General features: G+C 69.8%; 12 protein-coding genes. 1 reads left to right on the forward strand and 11 read right to left on the reverse strand.

Annotated elements, in window-relative coordinates:
• Positions 1-3: 3 nt before the first annotated feature.
• From OG747_RS01610 to OG747_RS01625, 4 genes are all read right to left on the reverse strand, one after another.
• Positions 4-2,703, reverse strand: coding sequence for a hypothetical protein (locus OG747_RS01610; protein ID WP_405877051.1), 2,700 nt, complete (start codon positions 2,701-2,703; stop codon positions 4-6).
• Complete coding sequence (locus OG747_RS01615) at positions 2,700-3,617, reverse strand: carbohydrate ABC transporter permease (protein WP_405877053.1); 918 nt, start codon at positions 3,615-3,617, stop codon at positions 2,700-2,702. The genes OG747_RS01610 and OG747_RS01615 overlap by 4 nt, the downstream gene beginning before the upstream one ends.
• The gene (locus OG747_RS01620; RefSeq protein WP_405877055.1) at positions 3,614-4,504 is read right to left on the reverse strand and encodes a carbohydrate ABC transporter permease; all 891 of its coding nucleotides are present in this window, start codon (positions 4,502-4,504) and stop codon (positions 3,614-3,616) included. Before OG747_RS01620 ends, OG747_RS01615 begins: the two co-directional genes overlap by 4 nt.
• A gap of 74 nt (positions 4,505-4,578) precedes the next feature.
• Positions 4,579-5,850 (reverse strand): ABC transporter substrate-binding protein, encoded by a 1,272-nt coding sequence (locus OG747_RS01625; protein ID WP_405877057.1) that lies wholly within the window; start codon positions 5,848-5,850, stop codon positions 4,579-4,581.
• 185 nt (positions 5,851-6,035) lie between these two features.
• Between OG747_RS01625 and OG747_RS01630 the strand changes: the two genes are divergently transcribed.
• Positions 6,036-7,058, forward strand: coding sequence for a LacI family DNA-binding transcriptional regulator (locus OG747_RS01630; RefSeq protein ID WP_405877059.1), 1,023 nt, complete (start codon positions 6,036-6,038; stop codon positions 7,056-7,058).
• Between the two features lie 262 nt (positions 7,059-7,320).
• On the opposite strand, the gene OG747_RS01635 is transcribed toward OG747_RS01630, so the two are convergent.
• The 7 genes from OG747_RS01635 to OG747_RS01665 all read right to left on the reverse strand — a co-directional run bounded on the left by OG747_RS01635 (position 7,321) and on the right by OG747_RS01665 (position 14,443).
• Complete coding sequence (locus OG747_RS01635; protein WP_405877061.1) at positions 7,321-8,040, reverse strand: GntR family transcriptional regulator; 720 nt, start codon at positions 8,038-8,040, stop codon at positions 7,321-7,323.
• A 270-nt stretch (positions 8,041-8,310) separates the two neighbouring features.
• Positions 8,311-9,171, reverse strand: a complete 861-nt coding sequence (locus tag OG747_RS01640) for an amidohydrolase family protein (RefSeq protein WP_405877063.1) — start codon at positions 9,169-9,171, stop codon at positions 8,311-8,313.
• 113 nt (positions 9,172-9,284) lie between these two features.
• Complete coding sequence (locus tag OG747_RS01645) at positions 9,285-9,608, reverse strand: L-rhamnose mutarotase (protein WP_405877065.1); 324 nt, start codon at positions 9,606-9,608, stop codon at positions 9,285-9,287.
• Positions 9,605-11,194, reverse strand: a complete 1,590-nt coding sequence (locus OG747_RS01650) for a sugar ABC transporter ATP-binding protein (protein WP_405877068.1) — start codon at positions 11,192-11,194, stop codon at positions 9,605-9,607. The genes OG747_RS01645 and OG747_RS01650 overlap by 4 nt, the downstream gene beginning before the upstream one ends.
• A complete protein-coding gene (locus OG747_RS01655; protein ID WP_405885410.1) occupies positions 11,191-12,276 on the reverse strand; it encodes an ABC transporter permease in 1,086 nt (361 codons plus the stop codon). The genes OG747_RS01650 and OG747_RS01655 overlap by 4 nt, the downstream gene beginning before the upstream one ends.
• Positions 12,276-13,358, reverse strand: coding sequence for an ABC transporter permease (locus OG747_RS01660; protein WP_405877070.1), 1,083 nt, complete (start codon positions 13,356-13,358; stop codon positions 12,276-12,278). The genes OG747_RS01655 and OG747_RS01660 overlap by 1 nt, the downstream gene beginning before the upstream one ends.
• Positions 13,355-14,443 carry a mandelate racemase/muconate lactonizing enzyme family protein gene (locus OG747_RS01665; RefSeq protein ID WP_405877072.1) on the reverse strand — a complete coding sequence of 363 codons (1,089 nt, stop codon included), beginning with the start codon at positions 14,441-14,443 and terminating at the stop codon, positions 13,355-13,357. The genes OG747_RS01660 and OG747_RS01665 overlap by 4 nt, the downstream gene beginning before the upstream one ends.
• Between the last annotated feature and the right edge of the window lie 30 nt (positions 14,444-14,473).

Consider the following 14,473-nt stretch of genomic DNA (forward strand, 5'->3'; position numbering starts at 1 on the left):
ATGTCAGTCCTTCTTCGAGTGTGCCGAGGTGTGTCGAGGGGTTCCGGAACTCGGAGTTCTCCGGCCCAGTTCGGTGAGCGTCCCGACACCCTCGACGGACAAGGTGGCGGGCAGCCCGGTGGGCCCGCCGGTCGCGAACGTCGGGTTGATCCCGAAGAGGGCCGAGAGCACCGCCTCGGCTCCGGATGCGCCCGCGATGCACTCGCGCGTGGCCACGCCTCGCTCGGCCACCCGGGCCCGATACCGTCCGTCCGGGCCGGTGACGATCTCCATGGCCTGGCCCCACAGCCCACCCGAGGCGGCGGACGAGAGGTCGCCCAGCAGGGCGATCGCCCGGTCGCGGTAGCCGAGGCGGGCCAGGCCGTGGGCGGTGACGCCGGGCCAGGCGCAGAAGGCGCCGGCCGCACCGTGGTCGGGGCGGTCGGAGGCGGCGGCGATCGGATCGTCGGGGCTCAGCGCCCGCATCCAACCCCCCACCAGCAGACGGTCGGTGACGAAGTCGGCCATCTCCCGCCGTGTCTCGTCCGGGAGGTCGCGGTGGAGGGCTGCCGCGACGAGGCCGAAGTCCAGGCAGTGCCCGATCGTGTCGGTCCCGTCCGGGCGGCGTACCTGCCAGCGACCCGATCCCGCATACAAATCCAGGAGCGCGTCGGCCAGTTGGCCGGCTTCGGCCTCCGCCCGACTGGCGTCCCCCTGGCGGCCGAGCCGCCGGTACAGTCCCGCCAGCGAGCGCGTCGAGCCGACGTAGGCGCCGTTGAAGGAGGCGACGACCCCGGTGTAGTTGGGAACGCATTCCAGCAGGCTCCAGGGATCGTCACCGAAGTCGGCGAGCACACCACCGGTCGCCAGGTTGCGCTTGTCGCGCCACCCGAGCCCGAGTCGCTCCAGGTGTTCCAGGACGGTCGCTGCGCCGGTCGTCTCGTCGAGGAACGCGATGTCGCCGGTGACGCAGACGTAGTGCTCTATCAGCCGGAACAGGGCGTAGTCGTTGGCGCTGTAGGCGTTGCCCAGGGGTCCGCCGCTGAGAGCCTCGACGCCGAAGGAGTCACGGTAGGGCCCGGCCAGGACGCGCAGCAGCCAGGAGTGCAGGCCGGCCGGTTCCAGCAGGGCGTACACCCGGCTCCACTCGCAGTGGTCCCAGAAGTAGGTGGTGGTCGGCCCGAGTCGGGGGCCGCCGGTGAGGAAGACCGGCTCGCCGGGCCGAATGCGCATGCTGCGCATGTACAGCGCCTGCAGTGCCCCCATGTAGTAGGTGCGCGCGAGTCCGGCGTCATCGGTGGTGAAGGTCGGCAGGTGCCCGGAGAAGTCGGGGTTGCCCGGGGTGAACATGCTGGTCCAGAGCCGTCGCCAGCCGTCCTCCCCTGCGCGCATCGTCGTCCCGAGGTCCTCCGCGGCGGCGCGGGCCTCTGCAAGGACGGCGTCGAAGTCGGTTCCGTACGCGCAGGTGATCCCGATGGTCATGCTCTGACCGGGCTCGATCCGGCACGTCCAGGTCGCGCGGCCGCCGGCGCCCTCGGTCCGGAGCTCGGGCGGCGGCCAGGCGAAGGCGTAGGCGGCGCGCGCCGGCGACCGGGAGTCCGCGAAGGTGACGGAGCCGTCCTCGATGCGGGACACCCAACGGCGCGACTCGGTCCAGTGCCGGGTACGTACGATCTCGGCGCCCGCGAGTCGCATCACGACGTGGTCGGCGTCGATGTACACGTCGACGCGGTGCCAGTCCCCGACAGAGAGTTCGGTGTCGGTGAACTCCCGCTCCCCTGTGATGCCGAGCCACAGCCGGCCGTCATCGACACCGATCTGGAGGGAGTCGGGGTGGTTGCCGTGGGTGAGGACGGTCCCGGACTGGCCCGTCGCATCCAGTCGCAGCTCGAAGGCGATCGTCAGGCCGGGGGCGAGGGCGAAGGCGTCCAGATTCGCCTCGTCGTCCGGCGCCAGCGCGATCGCCTCGTCCGCCCGCAGGATCACGCCGCCGTCGGCCGCCTCGACCCGAAGTCCGCGTACGGTCGCGGCCACGCCGATCCGCGGCTGCGGCTCCTTGTCGTGGCTGACGTGCGCCGGGAGCGCGTCGTCGAGGAGCATCGGACCGTGGTCCTCGTCGCGTTGGATCCCCGGAATGCGGGGCTTGCCCAGCCGCAGCCGCCGGGACGCCGGCGAGAGCAGAGAGGACTTCGCGCGTCCGCCGGTGGTTGCCCGGATGCGCTCCAGTGCCATGAAGTCGTGGTACTGGCCATGGTTCCACGGGCCGTCGTACAGCCAGCCGTAGCCGACCTCGGAGTAGGCGACCATCGCGAACAGGTCCTGGGACAGCTCGACCGTCCTGGCCTCGCCGGTCTCGTTGGTGACCACGATGCGCCACAGGAGCAGATCCCGGGACAACGCCATCCGGGTGTCGGTGGTCAGCAGCAGCCCGTCGCCGCGGTGCTCGCGGGTCACGCCCCACGGCTTCCACAGGAAGCGCTGCGCGGCCGGGGTCGCGCCGTCCACATGCAACTCGCCGGTGTGGTAGCCGAAGGTGAATGGCGGGGCGGCCAGCCAGGACAGGGAGGTCAGGTCGTGGTTGACGTGGCCCTGCCCCTGCTGGTTGCGCAGCGAGGGCAGGTGCGCGATCTCGTCTAGGCCGACCCAGTGCCCCGCGACATCGTCCAGGTCAGGGACGCCGGTCTTGCCGATGTCCACGGGTCCGGCGGCGGTCTTCGTGGTCACTTGGTGGCTCCCGAGGTGAGTCCGGCGATGAACTGCTTCTGCAACGCGAGGTAGCCGGCGACGGGGACGACCGCCGCCAAGAGCATCACGCCGAACAGCTGGGCGTAGTTGGTCGAGTACTGGCCGACCGACAGATACAGCCCCGTGGTGATGGTCTGGCCGTGCAACGGACCGAGGATGAACTGCGGGTTCATGAAGTCGTTCCAGATCCACAGCGACAGGAAGATCGCGACGGTCGCGGTGGCCGGGCGCAGCAGCGGCATCACGATCGTCCGCCAGATCCGCAGCGTCCCGGCGCCGTCCACGGTCGCGGCCTCGATGATCTCCCCGGGGATCGAGCGCAGGAAGCCGGAGTAGACGAAGACGGCGAACGACAGGTAGCCGCCGCCGACGTTGGCCAGGATCAGCCCCGGATAGGTGTGGTCCAGGTGCAGAAAGGTCAGGACGCGGATGGTGGGCAGCAGGACCACCGCGGGCGGGATCATCAGGCCGACGGCGAAGCCCGCCAGGACGATCCGGCGAAAGCGGGCGGAGCGGCGGGTTAGCCAGAAGCTGAGGGCGGCGCCCAGCGGGATGATCAGCAGCACCGAGGCGACGACGGTGACCGCGGAGTTGGTCAGGCCGATCTGGACGATCCGGTCGGGCCGGGCCAGGGCGTCGGTCAGGTTGTGCGTCATCGGCGGGGCGGGGGGAGCCGCCGGGTCGCGGATGATCTGGTCCTGCGTCTTGAAGGCGTTGACGATCGTGAGGTAGATCGGGCTGACGAAGGCCAGGGTGAGCAGTCCGGCCACGACGAGGTGCCCCTTCGCGGCCCAGGCGCGGCGGTCGGTGCGCGACGCGGGCGCGGCCTGCGGGGCGGTTCGGCTCCGGGACGTCGGTCGTTGCGTCGGCCGGTGCGATGTCGATGCGGTCACAGGTCCACCTCCCGGCGGCGCAGCAGGGCGGTCACGGACAGCGCGATGACGGTGGAGACGACGAGAAGGAGCATCGCGACGGCCGAGGCGTAGCCGTAGCGGTCGTCCGTGAAGGCGAGCTGGATGACGTACAGAGCGGTGGACTGCGTGGAGTTGGCCGGGCCGCCCGAGGTGAGCACCGCGATGATGTCGTAGAGCTTCAGTATCGTGATCAGTGAGATGGTGACGCTGATGGTGGTGCCAGGGGCCAGCATCGGGAACGTGATCCGCCGGAACCGCTGCCAGCGCCCTGCTCCGTCCACCATCGCGGCCTGGTACAGCTCGACGGGGATCGACTGGAGGGCGGCCAGATGCACGACGGTGGTGAAGCCCGTCAGGACCCAGGCCGCGACGAGCCCGACGGAGAACATGGCCAGGTGGGGGTCGCCGAGCCAGGTGATCGGCTTGCCGATGATCCCCATGGAGACCAGGACGTTGTTGAGGATGCCGTCCCGGGCCAGGATGTAGCGCCAGACGTAGCCGACGATGACGCCGGACAGCACCTGCGGCAGGAACGCGACGGTACGCATCATCCGGAAGCTCAGCGACGTCTTGTCGAGCAGCATCGCGAACCCGATGCCGACGACGTTGGCCGCGATCGTCACCGCGCCGGCCAGGAGGAGCGTGAAGCCGAGACTGGCGGCCAGGGCGCTGTCGTGCGTCATCTCCGTGTAGTTGGAGACGCCGACGAAGTCGGCTCGCGCCAGGAGCGGGTTCTCGTTCGTCAGGCTTTTCCAACCGCTCATGATCACAGGGACGATGATGAACAGGACGTACAGGCCCAGCGCGAGAAGCGCGATCGATCCCAGGGCGGGGTCGCCACGGCGTGGGCGGACTCGGGTGGTCATGGCTCTTCCCTCGGAGGAGGTCTGCGGGATCGGGCCCGGCGCCGGACCCGGTAATCCCGGCGCCGGTGCGGGGGTTACTTGGTCGCCGCGTCCCAGGCGGCGTCCAGCTTGGCCAGCTGCCCGTTGATGTCGTCCGACGAGAAGAGCGCCTGACTGGCCGAGTAGACGGCGTTGTTCAGTCCGGAGGGCATGGAGTCGTCGTTGGTCGCCCAGCCGAACGCCGAGACCTTCGTGTTCTGCTTGGTGACATAGGAGTAGGAGTCCTTGAAGACCTGGGTGACGTCGACGCCGTAGTCGGCCAGGGTCTTGCCCTTGAGCATCGGGAACGCGCCGTCGCCCTCGATCAGGGCCTTGTAGTTGGCCGGGCCCAGCGACCAGGCTTCGGCGAACGCGGTCGCCTTGGCCGGGTCGGCCGTCTTGGCGCTGATCGCCATGGAGCCGCCCACCGCGAACGGCACGACGAGCGACCCGTCGTCGGTGGGGGTGAGGAAAGCGCCGAAGTCATCGGCGTGGTCCTTGGGCACCGAACCGAGGAACCAGCTGCCCATCATGTACATCGCGGTCCTGCCGGACGTGAAGTTCGTGATGGAGTCGGCGTACTTGACGCCCAGGGCGCCGTCCTCGAAATAGCCCTTCTTGACCATCGTCCGGTACTTGGCCACCGCCGCCTTGACGTTCGTGTCGGTGAACTTGACCTTTCCGGCGTAGCGCTTCTTCAGCCAGTCCGGGTCCTTGCCCAGCACGTCCGCGGACAGGATGCCGACCAGCGGCATCGACGCCGCGAACGGGTCGCCGCCGCCCAGCTCGACCGGGGTGATGCCGGCCGCCTTGAGCTTGGCGCACACGGCCATGAAGTCCGCCCACGTCCGGGGAGGCGCGGCAATGTGCGCCTTGGCGAACAGCTTCTTGTTGTAGAACACCTCGGGGATGATCTGCGAGTTGGTGGGCGGGATGTAGACCTTGCCCTTGTAGGCGTTGCCCATGGGGAGCATGAAGTTGGCGTTCACCCACTTCTGGTCGTACGGCTTGAGCAGCCCGGCCGTCGCGAACGTCGACGGGGTGATCGACTGGAGCAGGTCCGGGAACTGCCCGGAGGCCTGAAGCTGCTTGGCGTACGCGTCCCGGTCCGTGCTCGGAGCGACGATCTTCTTGATCGTGACGTCCGGGACCTTCTTGCTGGCGTCGGCGATCGAGGTGTCCCAGAACTTCGCGGTCAGGCTGGGGGTCTCGAAGGTGAGGTAGGTCAGGGTGGTGCCACCCTTCGCGCTTCCGGTCGACGCGGCAGAGCATCCGGTGAGGGCGAGCCCTGCGGCGAGGCAAGCAGCGGTCAGACGGTTGTGCCGCATGAAGTCTCCTGGAGGGACGGTGTGACCCGATGGATGGAGGTGACCCGATGGATGGGGGCAGACCGGAGCGGGTCGACGCCGCGTCACCCTTCGAGATAACGTTATCGCGAGGATAGAAGCGCGTTGCGGGAATGTGTCAAGGGCCGGTCTGATATCGGTCCAATGTTTCGACGAGGAGTTACCGGATGAGCCGAGCACGGCGCGGGAACGGGGAACGACCCAGGCGTCCGACGATGGTCGACGTCGCCCGCGAGGCCGGGGTGGCCCTGCGCACCGTCTCGCGGGTGGTCAACAACGACCCGACGGTGGGCCCGGAGTACGTCACCAAGGTCCAGGCCGCGATCGCGGCGCTGAACTACCGTCCGGACGAGCGCGCCCGGCAGCTGCGTACCGGCGTCACCGGAACGATCGGCGCCGCGGTCCGGCGGATCGCCGAGGTCAACCCGGCGCTGGCCGCCATCGAGCGGACGGCCCGCGACTCGGGGCTGGCCCTCCTGGCCGCGTCCACGGACTTCGACGAGGCCAGGGAGCGCGACATCTTGATATCCATGTGCCGGCAGCGCCTCGACGGCATCATCGTCGAGCCGTTCGGCGAGAACCACGGCTATCTGCAGCCGGAGCTGGAGGCGGGCATGCCGCTGGTGGCCATGGACCGGCCGATGAGCGGGATCTCGGTGGACTGCGTCATGTCCGACAACGCCTCCGGGATCGGCATGGCGTTCCACCACCTGCACCAGCACGGGCACCGCCGCATCGCCTACATCGGCGACAGCGAGCGCGTCTTCTCCGGCCGGGAGCGGGCCGCGGCGTTCCGTGCGGCTCTGCGGGCCCACGGCGAGGCCGTGGAAGGCCTGGTGCACCCCGGCGAGATCACCGCCGAGCGGGTGGCCGCGGCGCTGGACACGGCACTGCGGGGCGCGGACCCGGCGACCGCCCTGGTCACCGGCAACCTGGACACCACGCTCACGGTGCTGCGACACCTCGGGCCGCAGGCTGCCTCCCGGCTAGCCGTCGTCGGCTTCGACGAGGTGCCGCTCGCCGATCTGCTGCAGCCCGCCCTCACCGTGATCGCCCAGGAGACCTCCAAGATCGGCCAGACCGCCGTCGAGTTGCTGCGCGCACGCATCGCCGACCCCGGCCGGCCGGTGCAGACCGTGATCGTCCCGGTCACCTTGAAGGTCCGCGGGTCCGGCGAGGTGCGGGCCTGATGTTCAGGGGTTATGACCCCGTGTTGGCCTCTTGACGGACGCGCAGGGCACCGGCAATCGTTCGCGATAACGTTATTTCAGCGTGCCCAGCCACCCCCGCCGAATCCGCCGATCGCGCGAGGGGGGGGTGAATCGTGCCCTGCGACTCTGCACCTCAGGCACTGGCTCACGGCGGCTGCGGCCGCCGTTAGCGCCGCGTCACCGCTGTCCGGGTTCGCCGCATCGTCGACGGGGCGCAGGTGCAGGGCCTCCGCGACGCCGGTCAGGACTTCGGGTCCTGACTGAGCTGCCGCTGAAGGCTGCGTGTGAGGTGCTCCGCCATGGCTTCCGCGGCGCGGTCGGGCTTGCGGCGCAGTATCGCGCGTACGACGCGCTCGTGTTCCGCCAGCGTCGGGTCGTCGGCGCTCCTGACACTTCTGAGTCGAAAGACATGCAGATGGGAGTGGAGCCGCTCCACCGCATCGGCGAGCAGCGGACGCTGCGAGGCCATCGCGATCGCGTCGTGAAAACGCTGGTCGAGAGCGGCGAAGTCGCGGTAGTCCGCGTACCGCCCCGTCGGCCCCGGATGAGTCTGCATCTCCTCCACGAGCCGCTCGACGGAGTCGAGTTGCTCCTCGGTGGCGTTGATGGCGGCGAGCGCCGCCGCTCGCGGTTCCAGGAGGAGTCGCATTTCGAAGAGCTCCTCAAGGCCCTCGCGGGTCAGCAACTCGGTCGCCCGGTACCCGGAGAGCGACCTTTTCACCACAAGTCCGTCGGACTCGAGCCTGGCCAGCGCCTCGCGGACGGGCGTGGGCGAGACACCCAGAGCACGCGACAGCGCCTCGATCCCCACGCGTGCGCCAGGGGCGATCTCATGGTCCATGACCATGGCCTTGATCTGCTCGTAGACGCTGTCAGAAAGGACCTGGCGACCAGGACCGGCGGATTGGCTTCTTCCTTCGGACTCCGGGGCCCTGGCAGAGGAACTGTCACGCGGTGGCATCCGTTCTCCTCCTCCTGCTGCTCCGGGAGTGTCGGGACGAGAGCAGTTTACCGACGTGAGGGCCTTGCCCGGCGGCGCTCGGTCGCCGTCCGAGGCGAGGGACTCAGCGGTGATGTCTGTGGTCAGCGGTGTGGAATCCCTCGGGCGTCCGCCGTCCGAGTGGACGGTGGGCTGATCACCGCCGACCGTTCCGAGACGCATGAACTTCATGCTCTTGTTCCTCTCTGGTATTCCTCTCCGGGGGATTGTGTGCCGCAGACGTCGGCGGCTTCAGGGCACGCGCAGCCGGTAGGCGTTCACGGCGGTGCCGCCGAAAACGCCGGCCCGTTCGTCCACGCTGAGCCCGACCGTCAGAGCACGGGCGGCATCGAGCACCTCCGTGTAGTCGGCGGCCACGGTGCACACGGGCCAGTCGGAGCCGTACATGACCCGGTCCGGTCCGAAGGCGCCGAGGACCGTCGCGGCGAAAGGACGCAGGTCGTCGACTGTCCATCCGTGCCAGTCGGCCTCCGTGACAAGGCCGGACAGCTTGCAGAAGGTGTTGGGTTCGGCCGCCAGGGCCCGTAGTTCCGAAGCCCACGGTTCGAGCGCGCCCGCCACGATGGCGGGTTTGCCGACGTGATCCAGGACGAACCTGAGGCCCGGCAGACGGCGGGCCGCGGCGGCGGCCGCGGGCAGCTGGTGCGGGAGGATGACGAGGTCATAGGCCAGGCCGGCGTCGGCCACCGCGGACAGCCCCCGCAGGACATCCTCCCGTACCAGCCACCGCGGATCGGGTTCCGACTGCACCTGGTGCCGGATGCCCACCAGCCGGCCGCCACCGGGCAGTTCACGCAGCCGGGCCAGCGTGTCCGCCACATCGGGAGCTGTCAGGTCGGTCCATCCGACCACCCCGGCGACCAGCGGGTCGGAGGCCGCCTGCGCCAGCATCTCGGGGGTCTCCTCCGGGACCGTCACGGTCTGTACCATCACGGTCGCGCCGACTCCGGCCCGCTCGGCCAGCGGACGCAGATCCGACAGCGAGAAGGTCCTGCGCAGCGGCGCGAGTTCGGGACCGGTGATCCATGCCTGGTCCCGCACGGCCAGGTCCCACACATGGTGGTGGGCATCGACGAGCGGCGTGTCGCTCATGCGGTTTCCTCCTCCTTCTCCGGTCGGTCCTCGACGACGAGGACGTGCAGGTGCACGGGACGTGAGCGCGTCGTGCCCGGCGCCGTATGTCGCCGCACACCGTCCGTCGGATCTCACGGTATGAGGAACACCTGCTCCATCGAGGCCCACCACTCCCCCGGTGCCGCCTCCTCCACCGGCTGCTGGCAGGGTGCGGTGAGCCGCCACCAGGCCTGCGTCGCCTCGTCGGCGGCCATGCGGTCCATGTCCGCGGCCAGATCGTCACCGTGGTACTCGAAGTAGCCGAACAGCAGGTCGCCGAGCAGGTGGATCGAGTAGTTCCTGATGTGGCAGTCCCGCAGTGTGTCCAGCACCGGCTGGGGCACGTCGCGGTGCAGGTCGCGGTACTTCTCCAGCTGCTCGGAGCGGACCCGGATCACCTGCGCCACGCGCCTCATTCCGCGTCCACCTCATCCATCTCGTCCACGTCATCCACCTCGTCCACCTCGTCCACCTCGGCGGCCACTGCCGAGAGCGCACGGTCGTGGATGATGCGGATGATCCGGCCGCTCATCCGGTCGTAGTCGCGGTCGTTGTCGACCTCGCCGCGGATGCGATGGTCGGCCATGACGAGGACACGGTCCGCCAGCGTGATCATCTCGGTGAGGTCGCTGCTGATCAGCAGGATCGGCAGGCCTCCGCGGGCCAGCTCCCAGAGGAGTTCGTGGAAGCCGTGTTTGGTACGTACGTCGACACCCACGGTCGGCTCGTCGACGATCAGCAGCCGGGTGTCGGCCGCGAGCCATTTCGCCAGGCTCACCTTCTGCTGGTTGCCCCCGGACAGTTCACCGGCATTCTGCTCCAGCCCGGAGACACGGATGCCGAGGCGTTCGACCAGGTCCTGCGCCACGTTCCGTTCCTCGGCGGCGGAGATGAACCCGAGGGCCTTGGCCAGCTTCTTCCACACGGTGACCGTGACGTTCCGGTGAATGGGCTGTTCGAGGAAGACGCCTTCTTCCTTGCGGTTCTCGGTCAGGTAGCCGATGCCGAACTCGTGCAGCGCCTGGCGTGGGGAAGCGATCCGGGCCGGCTTGCCGTGCACCCTGATCTCGCCGCCGGTGACCCGGTCGAGGCCCAGTACGGCCTTGACCAGTTCGCTGCGCCCGGCGCCGACGAGTCCGTAGAGACCGACGATCTCACCGGGCCGCACCTCCAGGGAGACATCCTGGTGACCGTCGGCGGTGGAGATCCCGTCGAGCGCAAGGACCGGGGCGGCCGTGCGGTCCGGGGTGCGCGGCCGCATCTCGGTCGCCGTGTGTGCGCGGCCCACCATCAGGTTCACGACGTCGTCGTGCGTGTGGCCTGCGAGCGGTGAGGACTCCAGCACGGACCTGCCGTCGCGCAGCACGGTGACGGTGTCGCAGATCGCGAAGACCTCTTCCAGCTTGTGGCTCACGAAGACGACGCACGTGTCACGGGCCGTCAGCCGCCGGACGACGTCGAAGAGGCGCTCGGCCTCCTGCGGGGACAACGAGGCGGTCGGCTCGTCGAGCAGCAGCACCTCGCTCTCGGTGTGGAGCGCCTTCGCGATCTCCACCAACTGCTGCTGGGCCACGGACAGTTCACGGACCGGCCGGAGCGGGTCGAGGTCCAGACCCAGCTCCGCCAGACAGCGCAGGGCGGGCGCGTTCATGGCCTCCCGATCGACGAGCCCGCGGCGCGAGGGAGGGTTCTGGAGCGTGATGTTCTCGGCCACCGAGAAGTCGGGGATGAGGTTGCGTTCCTGGTGGACGACGCCGATTCCGGTCCGGGTGGCCTCCAGCGGCGAGCGCAGGTGGACCTCCTCGCCGCGCCAGGTGAGCCGGCCGCCGTCGGGCGTGTGGACGCCGGTCAGGACCTTGATGAGGGTGGACTTCCCCGCACCGTTCTCGCCCAGCAGCGCGTGCACGGATCCGGCCGTCAGGCGCAGGCCGACGCCGTCCAGGGCCCGTACTCCGGGAAAGACCTTGACGATCTCCTGGCCTTCGAGAAGGACGTCGCTCATCGGGCACCTCCCGCGTTCGGCAGGGCGGCGTCGCCCGTCGGTCCTCGGCCGACCGTTGCCTGCGGGGTACGGCCTTGCCCGGTGCGCCCCTTGCCCTTCTTCTCCACGTGTGTCTGGTGGATGCGGCCGCCGACCACCGTGCCGAGCACGACCAGGCCGATGAGGAAGTTCACCCAGCTCGGGTCGAGCGAGAACTGGGCGCGCGCGGCGTCGATGAGCCGCATGACGAACGCCGCCAGCACCGTGCCGAACACCGCGACGGATCCGCCGTTCAGTGCGACACCTCCGATGATCGGGGCGGCGAAGCTCGGCAGCAGCCAGTCTCCGCCGACGCTGCGGTTGACGCCGGGCAGCGACGCCGTCGCGGTCACGGCGGCGACGCCGACCAGGAGGCCGGACAGCGTGTGGGCGAGCACGATCTGCCGGTCGGTGGAGATGCCCGACAGTCGCGCCGCCAGCGGGTTGCCGCCTGCCGCGAGGAGCCGACGACCGGCGGTCGCGCGGTACAGGAACGCGGCCAGCAGGGCCGCCGCGGCGAGCGCCGTGAGGAACACCAGCGGGAGGTTCAGCGGGGCCGCCCGGCCAAGGTGCTTGAGGGTCGGTGAGTAGCCGTCGACGGTGCGCGTGCCGGCCAGCCGGTACTGGGCTCCCAGCAGGATGGTCATCGTGCCGAGCGTGACGATGAAGCCGTTGATCCGCGTCGCCACGATGAACACACCGGTCGCCAGACCGGCCACCGTCGCCGCGAGCACGCCGGCCACGACGGCGATCGGCGCCGGGACACCGTCGTCGGCCATGAGGACGCCCGTCAGACAGGCCGTGAAGCCGCCCAGGGCACCGACCGCGAGATTGAGCTGTCCGACGCACAGAGCGACCATCTGGGCCAGTCCGATGAGGATGGGCGTGGTCAGGTACTGGAGGAAGGTCCGTACCGACGGTCCCTGGAAGAACTCGCCCGACGAGGCCACTCCCAGGGCGAGGTATCCGGCCAGTGTCACGCACAGCAGTGTCATGGTCGTGGAGCGGGAGAAGCGGCGCAGGGCGGCCGCGCCGGTACGGGCTCCGCGGCCGTTGATCGTGATCACGTGGAGCGCACCACCTTGCGATAGGACACGACGGTGCGCACCCGGTCGGCCGACAGGGCCAGCAGGAGGACGCAGCCGAGGTAGATGTTCAGGCTCTCCAGGCCGACGCCGAGCAGATCCAGGCCCTTGCGGATCACGCCGACCAGCGACGTGCCCAGCAGGACGCCGAGTACGGAGACGACGCCGCCGGTGAGGAGGGTGCCGCCGAGGACCGCGCCGAGGAACGAGGGCAGCATGAAGTCCTCGCCGATGGAGGCGCGGAACGTGCCGGTGCTGACGGCGGCCATGAAGCCGGCAAGGGCGGCGAGCAGTCCGGAGAGGGTGTGCGCGAGGATCACGCGGCGGCCCGTGGGTATGCCCGACAGCTCCGCCGCCGCCGGGTTGGCACCGGTCAGCAGCAGCTCCCGGCCCATGCGGGTGCGGCTGTACAGGAAGCCGAGGCCGCCCAGGGCCAGGACCGTGAACTGGGCCAGCTGCGGGACGGCCGGGGATCCGCAGACGGGACCGACGCAGATGTCGGCGAGCGAGGTGGAGCGCAGGTCCATGAGCCCGCTCGGCTGCGTGGTGAAGGCCGCGTTCTCGGTCAGCGCCGAGTAGAGCAGGGAGACCAGTCCCAGCAGGGCGAAGTCCATGGCCAGGGTGACCACGAAGGAGCTCACGCCGGTACGGGCGATGATCCAGCCGGTCAGGGCGCCGATGGCGGCCCCGGCGAACAGGCACAGGAGCAGACCGAGTTGAAGCGGCAGACCGAGCCGGTCGTAGCCGAGGCCCGCGAAGAGGGCGCCGAAGGCGGCCATCCGGCCGACGGCGAGGTTCATGTGGCCCACGGAGAGGACCACCATCTGGGCGAGCGCCACCACGGTCAGTGTCGAGATGTCCCGCAGCAGCGGGAACAGCACGAGCCGTTCGTCGAGGAACGCGGGCCGCAGGACGTCGAACAGCGCGGCGAGAGCGACGGTGAGCACCAGGAGGCCGAGCCGCTGGTTCACCCAGAACGGCAGCCGCTGCGCGGGCCGCGGCGCGGCATCGGCCCCCTCGGCCCGGCTGTCGTTCTCCGGTGTCGTGGCGGGAGCCTTCATGCCACCCTCCTGTTGTCGACGGCGTCCATGTCCCAGTCGATCCCGATGCCCGGCACGTCCGGTGCCACCGCCCGTCCGTCACGGACCGTCAGTTCGGTGCGGGTCACCGCCCTCAGCTGCGGGATGTACTCGACGAACATGCCGTTGGGCACCGCGGCGGCCAGGCTGACGTGCAGTTCCATCAGGAAGTGCGGGCAGACCATGGCGTTGTGGCTCTCCGCCGTGTGCGCGACCTTCAGCCACGGGGTGATGCCGCCGACGCGCGCGGCGTCGACCTGGACGACGGAGGCGGCGCCCGACTCCAGGTACGCGCGGAACTGCATGGCGGAGTACAGGGACTCGCCGACGGCGACGGGAATCCTGGTCGCGGCTGCCAGGCGGGCGTGTCCGATGACGTCGTCGGCCGGCAGGGGCTCCTCGAGCCAGTACGGGCCGTGGGGTTCGAGGGCGGCCGCGAGGTGGAGCGCCGAGGAGATGGTCTGCGACTGGTTGGCGTCGGTCATGATGTGCATCGACGGGCCGACGGCCTCGCGGACGGCACGCAGCCGCTCGGCGTCCTCGGCCACGTGCGGCTTGCCCACCTTGATCTTGACGCCCGCCCACCCGGCCTTCTGTGCCTTCAGTGCCGAGCGGACGAGGTCGTCGGTGCTGAGGTGGAGCCAGCCGCCCTCGGTGTCGTAGAGCGGGACCTCCTGGCGGTGGCCGCCGGCCAGCCGCCACAGCGGTTCACCGGCGCGCTTGCACCGCAGGTCCCACAGGGCGGTGTCCACGGCGGCGAGGGCGAGGGAGGTGATGGCTCCGGTGGCGGTGGCCCGCGTCGTGGCGAACAGCCGCTGCCACAGTGCTTCGACGTTGCGGGCGTCCGCTCCGACGAGGAGGGGCAGCAGGTGCTCCCGGAGCAAGGCCAGGACGGACGACCCGCCGGTGCCGATCGTGTAGGCGTAGCCAGTTCCCCGCAGGCCGTCCGAGGTGGTGATCTCGACGAGGATCGTCTCCTGCTTGACGAAGGCCTGCACGGCGTCCGTGCGGTCCTTCTCCACCGCGATGTCGGCGAGCAGTGCCGTGGCGGTCGTGATGATGGTCATCGTGCGAGGTCCGCTTTCCGTAGTGCCGTC

It is taken from the genome of Streptomyces sp. NBC_01384 (genome assembly GCF_045040035.1).
Classification (GTDB): Bacteria; Actinomycetota; Actinomycetes; order Streptomycetales; family Streptomycetaceae; genus Streptomyces.

Bases quoted from the DNA above. Each gene is read 5' to 3' on its own strand.
- OG747_RS01635 (WP_405877061.1), bottom strand. From the start codon at position 8,040: ATGCCACCGCGTGACAGTTCCTCTGCCAGGGCCCCGGAGTCCGAAGGA.
- OG747_RS01630 (WP_405877059.1), top strand. From the start codon at position 6,036: ATGAGCCGAGCACGGCGCGGGAACGGGGAACGACCCAGGCGTCCGACG.
- OG747_RS01660 (WP_405877070.1), bottom strand. From the start codon at position 13,358: ATGAAGGCTCCCGCCACGACACCGGAGAACGACAGCCGGGCCGAGGGG.
- OG747_RS01645 (WP_405877065.1), bottom strand. From the start codon at position 9,608: ATGAGGCGCGTGGCGCAGGTGATCCGGGTCCGCTCCGAGCAGCTGGAG.
- OG747_RS01650 (WP_405877068.1), bottom strand. From the start codon at position 11,194: ATGAGCGACGTCCTTCTCGAAGGCCAGGAGATCGTCAAGGTCTTTCCC.
- OG747_RS01665 (WP_405877072.1), bottom strand. From the start codon at position 14,443: ATGACCATCATCACGACCGCCACGGCACTGCTCGCCGACATCGCGGTG.
- OG747_RS01625 (WP_405877057.1), bottom strand. From the start codon at position 5,850: ATGCGGCACAACCGTCTGACCGCTGCTTGCCTCGCCGCAGGGCTCGCC.
- OG747_RS01640 (WP_405877063.1), bottom strand. From the start codon at position 9,171: ATGAGCGACACGCCGCTCGTCGATGCCCACCACCATGTGTGGGACCTG.
- OG747_RS01620 (WP_405877055.1), bottom strand. From the start codon at position 4,504: ATGACCACCCGAGTCCGCCCACGCCGTGGCGACCCCGCCCTGGGATCG.